Here is a 12,233-nt window from a genome sequence, read left to right as displayed (position 1 = left end):
ATACTGATGGTAAGCCAAAGAAAACATCATGTAGCGGAGGAATTGCGTATGCACAAGATGAAAGGCTTGCTAATCCCCATGCTATTATTAGCAGGCATGCTAGCAGGTTGTAATGAAACACCTGCTGAAAATAAAGGATCAACTACAGAAAGTACATCTACATCAGCAGTTAAGGCAGATGCACCTGATTGGCCAAGAACATTTAAGGATGCGTTAGGTAAAGAAATTGTTATCAAGCACAAACCAGAAAAATTGGCTGCATTATGGTATTTTTATCCTGAAATATTAGTTGCATTAGGTGAGCCTCCTGCTGCTTCTACTGATAAAGAGTATCTATCTTCGTTATCTTATTTAAGTGGAAAGCTGGATTCAGCTGAAGAATTAGGAGACAAATTGTCCCCTAGTATCGAGAAAATTTTATCTATTGAGCCTGATTATATTTTAGCAACAGAACAACATGAAAAAATGTATGATTCACTAGAAAAAGTTGCGCCAGTCATTACGTTAAAGTCCAAGGACATCTATGAAAATTGGCAATATGGGCTTCGTACAGTAGCCGAGATTATTGGGAAAGAAGACGAAGCGGAACAAGTCATTAATAAAATGATGAAAGAAATTACAACTGGGCGTGAAGCATTAAAGTCGATTCAAGGAGAGTCAGTAGCTCTTATTTTGTCTTGGGACGGAAAAACTTTTAATGTTCTAGGTGAAGGAAATCCTGTCTATACACTTGCGTTTGAGAAAGAAAAGGGACTGGGGCTTACACCAGATGATACATTTAAAGGTACGAATAATAAATTTACGACGTTTGAAGGGATTTCAACTGTTCAAGCAGACCACATTTTCCTTATAGGTGACATTACAAAAAAGGAAATATTAATGAATGACTTAAAGCAAAGTAAGGTATGGAATAATCTGAATGCCGTGAAGAAAGGCAATGTCTATTTAATGGATACTTCCGCTATTACTGGTGGCCCATTAGCTATCGAATACGCTTTGCAAAATATAACAAATGCCTTGCGTAAGCTCTAAATTATGCAGGTTAAAAAATAAGGAGGGATTAATATGCATTACCAAGCTATCAATCTGAATGAGGAGCTATCTACATTCACCGATCTTTGGTCTCCGAAAGTCATTGCTGAAATGAATGACTATCAATTTAAGCTCGTTAAGATTGCTGGGGATTTTATATGGCATGAGCATCAAGGTACGGATAAGGTATTTATGGTACTCGAAGGAGAGATGTTCATTGATTTTCGTGATGGTCGGGTGAAAATTTCCAAGGGTGAGATGTTTATTGTCCCGGGGGGAGCCGAGCAGAAGCCCTTCGCCGAAAAGGAATGCCATATCATGTTGGTGGAGCCTAGAAGCGTAGTAAACACTGGCGGTACTGAGTCTGAATAACAGCAGTCAATAATACTTGGATCGATCCAGTGTTTGTTACTAGTACGAACTCAATGTATGAGAAAATGGTTCACGTAAGAAAAATAAACAGAAGGTGACAAGTGGAGTTGAAGCAAATGGAACAAGAGCTCGTTGCCTTAACATGCGGGGTATGCAAAGGCGTATCAGAGCGCATAAGGATGGAAAGTGAGCTGTTTGATATTACTGGCTTCGAAAATGATATTATGGAATGGTCAGATTCTGAAAACGAAGTTCCTCCGTTGGATGAGCGACATTGGCTGCGTTCTGATCGCCCGCCTGAGCAAGGTCAGGTTAGAACGGTGAAGGTTTCCCATCCTTTCCATATGAGGATTGGAGAACCTTTTTGGATCATGTACACTCCGGTACTCTCCAGTTTTAATGGATGGGATTCGCATCCCGAAGAGATTGAACAATCTTCATTTGTTCGGTGTTCTATTGAGCGTGTTATTGAGCGGAATGAGTTTACAGCTTGGTTGTGCATAAAGATTTTAGATGTATGGATGATTAAGGATTACAACGAGAGATTTCCAGAAAGAGATGGGAGCACAGGTTATTTAGAAGGTTTTGAGATGTTCGGAGATCCTTACATATTCAACTACAGGAACTGGCTATTTATCAGTGCTGGTGCACAGGGAGATCTCGGCGAATGGGGACTCGTAAAACAATTAAATAGTCAGTACCATATGCTCGTATATGGAGATTGGGGCTTTCATAAGAATAATGCTTATGGAGGAAACATCCTGCTGCCTAAGGATCGGATCGATGGATGGATCAAGCAAGCGATGGAGAATAATCGTTATGAAACGATAGAGTAGTAAAATGAGAGCGTGAAAGAGGATTCATGGAAAGCATATGAATGTATCATTGCTTGGGGTAACGAAATAATGATTGAATAGTAAAGGAAGGAGCTGACCGCCACAGCCCCTTCCTTATTTTTTCATTTTCATTCACATATACTGGAATTCGGGAATTTTCCTTGCAGATAGGAATCCCACAGGCTATTGATAAATTCAATATTAATCTTGTTTTCAAACGCTTTGGAAATGAGACCAAAGTCGTCCGACGCATACCCTGCCAGCTCTGAATTCTGGGTTATCCGAAATGTTTGCTTGAACACAAATTCCCTAATTTCTTTGATCACGGTATTTTCAGAGGGGGCAATTTCATCAACTTTTTTGTAACTAGAACTCCATGCCGTATCAAATTCATCAGCATCCCTAGCGTCTAATTCAGCGTCCCAATCAACATCTTTATGGAAGACATTCTCTAAAAAACTGTCATTATTGATTAGCGAAAGTATCTCACTCGCTGTTTTCAACGGAACCAGCCCCCTTCCATAATATACTAATGGGAATCACTTAGTAGCACAATGGGATGTAGGCTTTGTGTCTATAAAATCAAAAAGGCTAACTTTCCGCAGTACCTTAGCACCGGAATCGTCAGCCTATCGTGCAGATTACCCTACACCATCATTTTCTAACAAGGAATAAAAATTATCTCGGTCTTCGTCATCAAATGAGCCAAGTGTCCGTATCCTAACAAATTCATGTCCGCCATACATGTCAATTTCCTCACCGTACCTATTGAAGAGCGCGATCATATTGCCATCCTGATTCAACTCCATATACCCGTAACATTCTGCTTCAGGCGCTTCACCGTAAAAGAGCGTATATTTGATCTTGATCACTTTGTGCATACAGATCCTCCTTTACTGTCTTTCGTATTAGCTTTGAATTTATACAGTATCCTCCATAAAATGTCAACTGATAAGTCTCCACGTGATAACGGCGGAGAAGTTACCTTATATGGGGGCCAGATCAATTCACAAATGGTTGTTGAAGCTCTGCCTTATCGAAGAGGCGGAGCTTTTTTTATGTGTCTTTTTTATAGAAACGACCAGTTGGAGAATAGCCTGTTGCCTCCATTCATGTAGTTTTTAACTTTAGCGGTATAATAGTAGAACGGAAACACAGAACACATGAAGAGAAACTCTGCGAAAGCTTTACATATGTGGAAAGTAAGGTAGGCTTGGCTCCGAGCCGTACCAAGAAATCAAAGGGGAAGATCCATCATGTTGAAAACAATCGTTGAGAAGCTGAACCTGCAAAAATATAAAAAAACGGCTGTCTTACACACACCGGATGGTGAGGAGAGCTTAGCCGTTCTTAAAGAAGCGGACCATGAGTTGAAAGACGTACAATATGAGATGATTTTTGCTTTCGTACTGGATATGAAGTCCTTGCAGGAGCTCATGAAGAAGGTAATCGACCACAGCCATTTATTGGAGGGAGGGCTTCTATACGTTGCTTATCCCAAGAAGGGGAATAAAGTCTATCCGACTTATATCCATCGGGATGAGTTATTCGATGGATTAGGAGCCGACGAAGATGGCTATATCGGGACAAGCACGATCAAATTTAATCGAATGGTCGGCATGAATGAAGTATTTACGGTTGTCGGGTTTAAAAATGAGAAAAAGAAGGCGGCAAAAGCTTCATCTAAGCCGAGTCAATGCGTCGATGATTATATTGACTTTGTGCCGAAAATAGAAGAGGATTTGCGCCATGCGCCAAAAGAGCTCGCTTTTTACCAATCTCTTACGCCCGGGTACCAAAAGGATTGGGCGCGGTATGTATATAGTGCCGTACAAGAGGGGACACGGGCAAAGCGCCGAGCTGAAATGATGGCGATCTTGGCTGCGGGCTTTAAAAGCATCGATCTCTATCGCCGGAGTAAATGAGGCGCTGTTTGAAGTTGTGAGGAGACCTCCATAGAATGAAATACAAGAAGAGCCCGCGTCGAGCGTGGGCTCTTTGTTGTTGGAATGAACCGAGGCGACCTTACCGGGGAAGCAGCCGCCACAGTTCTTACCTTCCCGAACCGCGGACAGGGCGAGGAAAATACGGTCTCCAGCATACAGGGTCTTCCAAGCGAATCTCGTGCCACTTAAGAGGAATTAGGAGTCAGCCTTTAAAATGGTTGATCGGAGAGCTCTTATATAAGAATACATCTTCAATATATATATTAGCCTAAGGGCAAAAACACTATTACAGCATATATTAATATAACGATGATTTTCTTTATTTGGGAGTGAAATATTGTGAAAACTCCATGGATAAATTATGCGAAGATGGGACAGATCAGTTTCAAACAAAAGAATAGTAAAAACACTAAGGTACTGCCAAAAAAAGAAATCCGTCTCAAAAAAAATAAAAAGAATGATGGCAAACAGCTAACGGATGTGAAAAATCGCAGAGCTGGAAACTATCATTATTGTCATATAGCTGAGAATTTTGATTGTAACCACAACTCTCAAGATGATGAGTTTTCTGTTTCTGATAATGTTATGGAAGTGAAGGATTCCAAAGATATTGAGCAAGTTTCTCAGAGTGAGCAAGTCGATGAACCGACTAATGATCCGCAAATCGAATCGCCTAAACGTGGAAGAATCTATTCGCTAACAAACAAAAGCCCATTCTCGACTATTGTAAAAATTAAAGATTTTCTTCATCCCCCCATTTTTGGCGGTATAGATCAAAATACAATTGAATTTATAGACCTAAATAATAAACAACAACCTCAATTAGATACAAAGCTAGTCAATAGTACAGCTCATTATCAGGAGGAGATTTTTGGTCGTTTAATTCATTCTAAAATTTCTGGAAGTATATTTTTAACTACTACTGTTCATGCGTGTAATATGAATAAACAAGATAATCTTTATCATACTTTTGCAGCTCCCATTCATGACTCGCCAGATACAATTTCAGCAGAAACAAATCATATATCCTGTCCTACTCATCATTTCATAAATATCAGGGTACCAGTTATAGTTGGAGAATATAAGGTTGAAATACCTCTAGATGAGGATATTATGTTTGAAGAAGAGATACTGGGTATTAAAGGAATCTCAAATGAGGTAATCCTTAAAGAGTGCAGATTGGTTCCTACTCAATTTCATCCATCATTAGGGGAAGGAACAAGGAAAGCCCGGGAAGGAGATTTATTCCTGGAGGGGTATATCCATCAAAATATCGAGTATTCTGTCGCGGACAAAACAAATGGTACTACAGTTCAAAAAGAGTCAGTATTGAATTTTTATCAATTACATCAAAAAATTGCAGTAGAATTAATTGTTCACATACTACAAATTCAACCGGTTCGAATCAGTTGTGATGGCACTAAAATGTAGGAAATAACGGAATCAAACACCGACTCAAGTAAAATGGGTATGTTGTCTAAGAGAATTGCCCTTACTTAAAAAGGAATGCGGAATATAGTGATATCGAGTTTAAAAAACTCAAATTGAAAATTGGAGTTGATTTCCAATTATGAGCAATGTCAATCCAAATCAAGTGACCCCCGCATGTCCAGTGTTTTCGACAGAACAAAATCCATTAACCGTCGAACCAACCACGATCATTTCTCAAGCAGCTTTACCAACCATTAAAGTTCCAGTTGTACTTGTAGAGCCAACACTTCAAATCGTTGTAGAAGCAAATATTCCACTTAACCCACCAGCAACCGAGATTAAGAGAGTGGTTAAACATGTATTTCTCAATCAGGTTAAACTTGTTCCTGTCGCATTTCAGCGTATTGGTACTACTGACTTTTTCAATGTTACAAGAGCCAAGTTATTTGTAGCAGGATTCATTCGTAAAAATATTGAATATGCTACTGCTGCATGTACTGGAGCACTTCAAGATACAATTGCGGATGTTTCTTTCACAGGTTTTGCTGACATCAGAACATTTTTAACAAGGCCCATTATTGGTGTCTCTGAGGCGAGTAAAGCATTTTTCCTCAATGAGAATGATGGCCAGATTCCACGTTTGGATAAAAATTTCTTCCAAAATCTCGTTAAATACAACGAACAACCATTTGGTGAGTTGGTAGCTGCCAACTTCTATGAACTTGATTTTTCACCGGTTACAGCAACACCTGAAGGAACGTTTACTAGCCTGACTGAAAAAATTGTCTTAGATCTAACTGTAAAAGTGTTACAAACACAACAGTTATTAATTACAGCTACACAACAAATTACAGTTCCTCCTGCAGGTACAGTTGGTTGTGACGAATAGGTTTTTATCTAAGAAGGTTATTCCCCATCGGCCAAACGGTCGGGGGGAATGACCTTTTTTTATTTTCGTAAATTAAGAGAATCTATCATGTACATCCATCCAATCAGGCCACATAAAACAAACCCAAACGCATGCAGCGATCCGTAAATCGGAATGAAATCGTGTATGGTTAAAGAAAACATGTTCTTCAATAACGGATAGCAAATGGAAACTACAACAATCGTGTAAAAGGAAATGCAAGAAAGGACTAAAAAGAAGTTGGACTTATTGAGCAAAGAACCTCTTTTCAAGTAACCAAGCAGATAAGTCGTGTAAATCGCAATATTACAGGCGAACAAGGTGACGCCAATATACTCAATCGGCTTCGAGAAAATAATACCGATAGCGATCAGAATAGGTCCAATGATATCGACAGCAACGACCCAAGGATACCAGCTTTTCTTCGTCATAACCCGTCCCAGTAGACCGATAAAAATCGGTACAATGGCAGATGAGAAATGAAAGTGGAGTGAACTCAGGGCGTGCGTTGCGGGCTTAGCCTGGAAGAGGTCAAACTGATACTGATAGAGGGTGAACCAAATGCCCCCGATAAAAAAGTAAACGAGCCCCGCGCCAATCGCGATTTCCTCTGTTCTTCCCTTGCGATTCATAATAATGGTCAGGCCATAGATGCCGAGCAGGAATGTGAACAGTAGCCACCCGAGCGAGAGGGTCCCCGGTATTGCTGTGCTTCCCAGCCCCCACGTCTTGCTGCCCATTACAGAGGCTAAGGCGAGAAGCGCTGCGGGAAATTGAAGTAGCTTGATAGCAGCAAAAATACCCCGTTGATGTTTATTCTTTTCGTCATAGCGCAAAACTACAATCACAAGAGGAACAATGACGAAAGCCGCAAACATGAGAAATTTTTCAACAAGGTTAAATTGGAAGTAATCCAGATAAAAGATCAGGATGGTTATGATTCCACCGGGAATCGTCCGTACTATCAATGGTTTCATCGCTTGCCCCCAAGAAGCCATTCATGGATATTCATATAATTGGTTGCTTATAGTAGTGTAACACATTTTGTGAGGGCTATTCTGTTCACGAATCGCATACTAGATTTGCTCCCAATTTATTGGAGGAATGCGAGAAAGGTGCTGCGGCGCCTTCTTTTCTTTCAGAATAACTTGGGTGTAAGGCATGTGCCGTTACCAGGTCTAGTGTCCCCACATAGGAATAAGCAGATGAGAAAAGCTTACTCCATGAACGAGGTGGGTGACATTCGATGGCACAAAAACGGAAAAAAGCAGGTACACGTTTGACCGGTAGAATTGTGTTGCCGGGCAACCCGTCTTACAATGCGGCCAGAATGGAGTTCAACAGGCGCTTTTCCAAGTTTCCAAGGGTCATCGTTTTTTGCAGACGAACGCAGGATGTGATCAACGCAGTCAAATGGGCTCGTGAGCGGGGTGTACGGCTGCGAGCGCGTAGCGGGCGGCACAGCTATGAAGGCTTTTCTGCTGTAAATGGCGGGATTATCATCGATGTGAGCGAGATGGATAAAGTGAAGGTGGATCGCAAGAATATGGTGGCTCATGTACAGACAGGCAATCCGCTTACCCGCGTGTACAGGAAGCTGTGGAATGAGCGTGTGGCACTCCCGGCTGGGACTGCACCCGACGTGGGAGCTGGGGGGCTTACCCTTGGCGGAGGGATTGGACTCTTGTCCCGCAAGTATGGCCTTACCTGCGATAACCTGAAACAGGTGAAGATGGTTGTAGCATCGGGACGGCTTGGGGCGAAGACGATCATGGCAAATAAGAAGAAGCATTCCGATCTGCTCTGGGCATCACGAGGTGGTGGGGGAGGGAACTTTGGCATTGCTACTGACTTTACGTTTCGGGTACGGCCTATCCAGGATGTCTCCATCTACAGCATTACCTGGAAATGGCGCGATCTGAAGAAGGTATTCCCGACTTGGCAGCGCTGGGCACCGTCTGTCACGAACCGCTTAACGTCAACCATCGAGGTGGCTTCCAAGCAAGTAGGTACCATCGTGTCTACCGGGCAATTGCTAGGCGGTGCAAAGGAGCTGCGGCGATTGATCAGACCTTTGCTGCAAGCAGGAACTCCGGTGAAGGTGATGGTGCGGACAGTGCCTTTTATCGAAGCAACCAGATTTTTTGCCGAAGCGGACCTAAATCTGGAGCCGAAGTTTAAAATAACCGGGGCTTTCGGATTTCAGCCTTTGCCTCGTGAAGGAGTACGGATCATCCGCAATTTCCTGTCCAAAGCCCCCAACAGGCATTCTACCGTATGGTGTCAAAGTTTGGGTGGTGCAGGAAGCGCGGTGAGCCGAGTCTCCCCAACCGCAACGGCCTATCCTCATCGGAAGGCAGAGACGATCTATGAGCTGTCCGCGCGATGGAGGAACGACAGCGAGCAGCAACGGAATATCCAGTGGGTGAAAAGGTTCCGCAGAGCGCTACGTCCCTTCGTTGTTGGGGATTATGTGAACTTTCCTGATTTACAGATCAAGAACTGGCCTGAGGCGTATTATGGTGTGAACTTTGCCAGATTAAAGAGAGTGAAACGAAAGTACGATCCGCATAATGTGTTTCGTTTTGCCCAGAGTATTCCAGTGGGTAGCAGGTAAGCAAATCAACTTGGGAGCATGCCGCGGCGTACTCCTTTTTCAATTTTTTCGCCGATAGGCGGCAAGTTTTTGGAGGAGGGTGGTCTAGAGGTATTGAATTGCTATTTGGCAGGATTGTTCTATTAAATTGGAGCATATTAAAATCGGACATTTTGTATTTAATAGGAGAGACAGCAGCCATGCATGATAAGGAAAATACGGTGCCAGACCACACGGCGGTGCGGGTTGCGTTGTGGCGGGCGTTGCACGTACAGATCGATTCACCACCGCATGTGCTAGAAGACGAGATCGGTCTGCGACTGGCGGTCCCGGAAGACGAATGGCGCCAACGCCCTGACATGGACCCAGAGAGCACGAGCGGATTCCGAGCATCTATCGTGGCCCGTGCTCGTTTTATAGAAGATTTGGTCACCGAACAGCTCGATCACGGCGTCACGCAGTACGTCATCCTCGGAGCTGGCCTCGACACTTTTGCTCAGCGCCGACCGGAGATCGCCTCCCAGATGCGAATTTTCGAGGTTGACCAGCCAGACACGCAGAGCTGGAAGAGGCAACGTCTGCTCGAGCTTGGCTTTGGCATCCCCGAGTGGCATCGACTTGTGCCTGTTGACTTCGAAGTAGGCGGGTCTTGGTGGGAGCAGCTGAAGGTCGCTGGCTTTGACGCTAGCCAACCAGCTGTAGTGGCATCCACCGGCGTCACTCAGTACCTCACCACGGATGCGATTGTGGCAACGTTGCGTCAAGTAGCGACGCTTGCTCCAGGCTCCACGCTGGCCATGACGTTCTTGCTCCCCTTTAACGTCACAAAAACCGAGAAGCGACCTGAGGTTGAAGAGGCGGAGAAGGGAGCGCGAGCAAGCGGCACGCCTTTTATCAGCTTCTTCACACCGCCGGAGATGTTGGCACTGGCCCGCGAGGCTGGTTTCCGAGAAGTCCAGCATGTATCCTCGGCAGAACTTAACCAGCGCTACTTCGGCGGCCGCACCGATGGTCTTTCGCTGCCAAGCGGCGAGGAATTCCTGGTAGCCACTACATAGAGTTGAGACTCATAAGAATTTGAGTGAAGAAAACCCCGGTTCTTTATCTTAGGATCGGGGTTCTTTATGCAGTTTTCCAATGATTAGTAAAGCTTATGATCATAATAATGAATTCCAATTGCTCGGGTTCTACTTACTGTGGTAGCTTAAAGTAAATAATCATATAAGAATACTCGGAATTAATTTTTTCTCTTGTGAGGTGCATATCGTTGGTACTTAAGGTGACAGACAGTCCTTTCAGTCAGGAACAAGTAGAGCTCCTAAATCGGTTGCTGCCCACGCTTTCGGAGGTGCAAAAGGTTTGGCTGAGCGGGTATCTTGCAGCTCTTCACAAAGTGGAGGCACCGATGGCCGCTGGGTTTCAAGCCGCTTCAGCTGCGAATGGGGCAGTCATTTCCAAAGAGGTGACAGTGCTTTTCGGATCTCAGTCCGGAAACAGCCAAAAGTTGGCCAAGGTGCTGACCGGAAAGCTTCAGGAGCACGGCTTCCACGTAACTCTTTCCTCCATGAGCGACTTCAAGACGAATGCGTTGAAAAAGGTTGAAAACCTGCTTGTTGTGGTAAGCACACACGGGGATGGTGAACCACCGGACAATGCTATCTCCTTCCATGAATTCCTGCACAGCAAAAGAGCGCCGCAATTGGTGGGCCTGCGGTTTTCCGTGCTGGCATTAGGCGACACCTCTTATGAATTATTCTGCCAAACTGGCAAAGAGTTCGATAAGCGGTTAGAAGAGCTAGGCGGCAAGCGTCTTACTCCCCGGGTCGATTGCGATGTGGATTACGACGAGCAAGCCTCTGAATGGATGAATCAGGTCCTGGCTTCTCTCAGTGAAACTTCGGCAACCCAGGTTGCTGCTGCAAGCGCGATCGTCGGCGGTGCAGTGATCGGGACAGGGTCACAAACCGAATATTCTCGGTCGAATCCGTTTCAGGCTGTGGTCTTGGAGAGCTTGAATCTGAACGGACGCGGATCAGATAAGGAAACCCGCCACTTGGAAATCTCCCTTGAGGGTTCCAATCTCGAGTATGAACCGGGTGACTGTTTGGGGATCTATCCCAAAAATCATCCTGACCTTGTCCGTGAGCTGATTGACACGATGGGTTGGAAGGCGGAAGAGCTCGTTCCCATTCATAAAAACGGGGAAGAGCGCACGCTGGAAGAGGCCTTGTCCAGCCATTTTGAAATTACGGTTCTCACCAAGCCTCTCTTGGAACAAGCAGTAAAGCTATCATCAGGAAACGGGTTGCAGGAACTGCTTGCGGAAGGGCGAGAGCAAGAGCTTCGCGATTATGTTCGAAATCGGGATTTGCTGGACCTGGTGGAGGATTACGATTTTAAAGGCGTGCCTTCCAAAGAATTTGTCTCCATACTTAGAAAGCTGCCGCCGCGACTCTATTCGATCTCAAGCAGCTTAATGTCCTACCCAGACGAAGTTCATCTGACAATTCGCAATGTTCACTATCAGGCTTATGGCCGAGATCGTTACGGCGTTTGTTCGAGCTATATCGCGGATCGTTTGGAGACGGGTGATACGCTGCCAGTATTTGTACAGCATAACCCCAACTTTAAGCTTCCGGTTAACCCGGACGCCCCGCTGATCATGATTGGTCCCGGCACGGGTGTCGCTCCGTTCCGTGCCTTCCTGGGAGAACGGGAGGAGCTTGGGGCGACGGGCAAGACATGGCTTTTCTTTGGTGACCAGCATTTCTCCACAGATTTTCTCTATCAGCTCGAATGGCAGCGTTGGCTCAAAAAAGGCGTACTAACGCACTTGGATGTCGCGTTCTCTCGAGATACAAGCGAAAAAGTGTATGTTCAGCACCGGATGCTTGAGAAGAGCAAGGAGCTCTATCAATGGCTACAAGATGGGGCGCATGTATACGTATGCGGAGACGAGAAAAAGATGGCGCACGATGTTCACGCAGCGATGGTCACCATTCTCCAACAAGAGGGCGGACTCGATTCAGAGGAAGCTGTTGCGTATTTGAAGCGGATGCAGCAGGAAAAACGCTATCAGCGAGATGTCTACTGATTTTTGAGAAAGAATGAGA

12 protein-coding genes are annotated in these 12,233 nt (G+C 44.6%); 9 read left to right on the top strand and 3 right to left on the bottom strand.

Annotated elements, in window-relative coordinates; genetic code table 11:
- The first annotated feature begins 48 nt into the window (after positions 1-48).
- From HP398_RS20370 to HP398_RS20360, 3 genes are all read left to right on the top strand, one after another.
- Positions 49-1,032, top strand: a complete 984-nt coding sequence (locus HP398_RS20370; protein WP_017246798.1) for an ABC transporter substrate-binding protein — start codon at positions 49-51, stop codon at positions 1,030-1,032.
- 33 nt (positions 1,033-1,065) lie between these two features.
- Positions 1,066-1,404, top strand: a complete 339-nt coding sequence (locus HP398_RS20365; RefSeq protein ID WP_017246797.1) for a cupin domain-containing protein — start codon at positions 1,066-1,068, stop codon at positions 1,402-1,404.
- Positions 1,405-1,583: 179 nt separating this feature from the next.
- Positions 1,584-2,240 carry a hypothetical protein gene (locus HP398_RS20360; protein WP_254476236.1) on the top strand — a complete coding sequence of 219 codons (657 nt, stop codon included), beginning with the start codon at positions 1,584-1,586 and terminating at the stop codon, positions 2,238-2,240.
- Positions 2,241-2,368: 128 nt separating this feature from the next.
- On the opposite strand, the gene HP398_RS20355 is transcribed toward HP398_RS20360, so the two are convergent.
- Together HP398_RS20355 and HP398_RS20350 are read right to left on the bottom strand one after the other, a co-directional pair.
- Complete coding sequence (locus HP398_RS20355; RefSeq protein WP_017246795.1) at positions 2,369-2,743, bottom strand: hypothetical protein; 375 nt, start codon at positions 2,741-2,743, stop codon at positions 2,369-2,371.
- Positions 2,744-2,881: 138 nt separating this feature from the next.
- On the bottom strand, positions 2,882-3,121 hold the full coding sequence (locus HP398_RS20350; RefSeq protein WP_017246794.1) for a hypothetical protein: 240 nt from the start codon (positions 3,119-3,121) through the stop codon (positions 2,882-2,884).
- Between the two features lie 375 nt (positions 3,122-3,496).
- On the opposite strand from HP398_RS20350, the gene HP398_RS20345 reads away from it, so the two are divergent.
- The 3 genes from HP398_RS20345 to HP398_RS20335 all read left to right on the top strand — a co-directional run bounded on the left by HP398_RS20345 (position 3,497) and on the right by HP398_RS20335 (position 6,506).
- Positions 3,497-4,165, top strand: a complete 669-nt coding sequence (locus HP398_RS20345) for a YdeI/OmpD-associated family protein (protein ID WP_017246793.1) — start codon at positions 3,497-3,499, stop codon at positions 4,163-4,165.
- A gap of 360 nt (positions 4,166-4,525) precedes the next feature.
- Positions 4,526-5,617 (top strand): BC_2427 family protein, encoded by a 1,092-nt coding sequence (locus HP398_RS20340; RefSeq protein WP_173623503.1) that lies wholly within the window; start codon positions 4,526-4,528, stop codon positions 5,615-5,617.
- A gap of 139 nt (positions 5,618-5,756) precedes the next feature.
- Positions 5,757-6,506 (top strand): CsxC family protein, encoded by a 750-nt coding sequence (locus HP398_RS20335; RefSeq protein ID WP_017246791.1) that lies wholly within the window; start codon positions 5,757-5,759, stop codon positions 6,504-6,506.
- 59 nt (positions 6,507-6,565) lie between these two features.
- Here HP398_RS20335 and HP398_RS20330 read toward each other — a convergent pair whose 3' ends face one another.
- The gene (locus tag HP398_RS20330) at positions 6,566-7,501 is read right to left on the bottom strand and encodes a YndJ family transporter (protein ID WP_173623502.1); all 936 of its coding nucleotides are present in this window, start codon (positions 7,499-7,501) and stop codon (positions 6,566-6,568) included.
- A gap of 269 nt (positions 7,502-7,770) precedes the next feature.
- On the opposite strand from HP398_RS20330, the gene HP398_RS20325 reads away from it, so the two are divergent.
- The 3 genes from HP398_RS20325 to HP398_RS20315 all read left to right on the top strand — a co-directional run bounded on the left by HP398_RS20325 (position 7,771) and on the right by HP398_RS20315 (position 12,214).
- Positions 7,771-9,141 carry an FAD-binding oxidoreductase gene (locus HP398_RS20325; RefSeq protein ID WP_173623501.1) on the top strand — a complete coding sequence of 457 codons (1,371 nt, stop codon included), beginning with the start codon at positions 7,771-7,773 and terminating at the stop codon, positions 9,139-9,141.
- Positions 9,142-9,239: 98 nt separating this feature from the next.
- Complete coding sequence (locus tag HP398_RS20320; RefSeq protein WP_254476234.1) at positions 9,240-10,178, top strand: class I SAM-dependent methyltransferase; 939 nt, start codon at positions 9,240-9,242, stop codon at positions 10,176-10,178.
- A gap of 209 nt (positions 10,179-10,387) precedes the next feature.
- Positions 10,388-12,214 (top strand): assimilatory sulfite reductase (NADPH) flavoprotein subunit, encoded by a 1,827-nt coding sequence (locus HP398_RS20315; protein ID WP_173623500.1) that lies wholly within the window; start codon positions 10,388-10,390, stop codon positions 12,212-12,214.
- Positions 12,215-12,233: the final 19 nt, after the last annotated feature.

Origin of the sequence: Brevibacillus sp. HB1.4B (assembly GCF_013284285.1) — a bacterium.
Taxonomy (GTDB): domain Bacteria; phylum Bacillota; class Bacilli; order Brevibacillales; family Brevibacillaceae; genus Brevibacillus; species Brevibacillus porteri.
The sequence above is the reverse complement of the archived record's forward strand: the minus strand, read 5'-3'. Positions and strand labels throughout refer to the sequence as shown.

Coding starts and splice junctions, on each gene's coding strand:
- HP398_RS20325 (WP_173623501.1), top strand. CDS start 7,771: ATGGCACAAAAACGGAAAAAAGCAGGTACACGTTTGACCGGTAGAATT.
- HP398_RS20360 (WP_254476236.1), top strand. CDS start 1,584: ATGGAAAGTGAGCTGTTTGATATTACTGGCTTCGAAAATGATATTATG.
- HP398_RS20365 (WP_017246797.1), top strand. CDS start 1,066: ATGCATTACCAAGCTATCAATCTGAATGAGGAGCTATCTACATTCACC.
- HP398_RS20350 (WP_017246794.1), bottom strand. CDS start 3,121: ATGCACAAAGTGATCAAGATCAAATATACGCTCTTTTACGGTGAAGCG.
- HP398_RS20335 (WP_017246791.1), top strand. CDS start 5,757: ATGAGCAATGTCAATCCAAATCAAGTGACCCCCGCATGTCCAGTGTTT.
- HP398_RS20330 (WP_173623502.1), bottom strand. CDS start 7,501: ATGAAACCATTGATAGTACGGACGATTCCCGGTGGAATCATAACCATC.
- HP398_RS20345 (WP_017246793.1), top strand. CDS start 3,497: ATGTTGAAAACAATCGTTGAGAAGCTGAACCTGCAAAAATATAAAAAA.
- HP398_RS20370 (WP_017246798.1), top strand. CDS start 49: ATGCACAAGATGAAAGGCTTGCTAATCCCCATGCTATTATTAGCAGGC.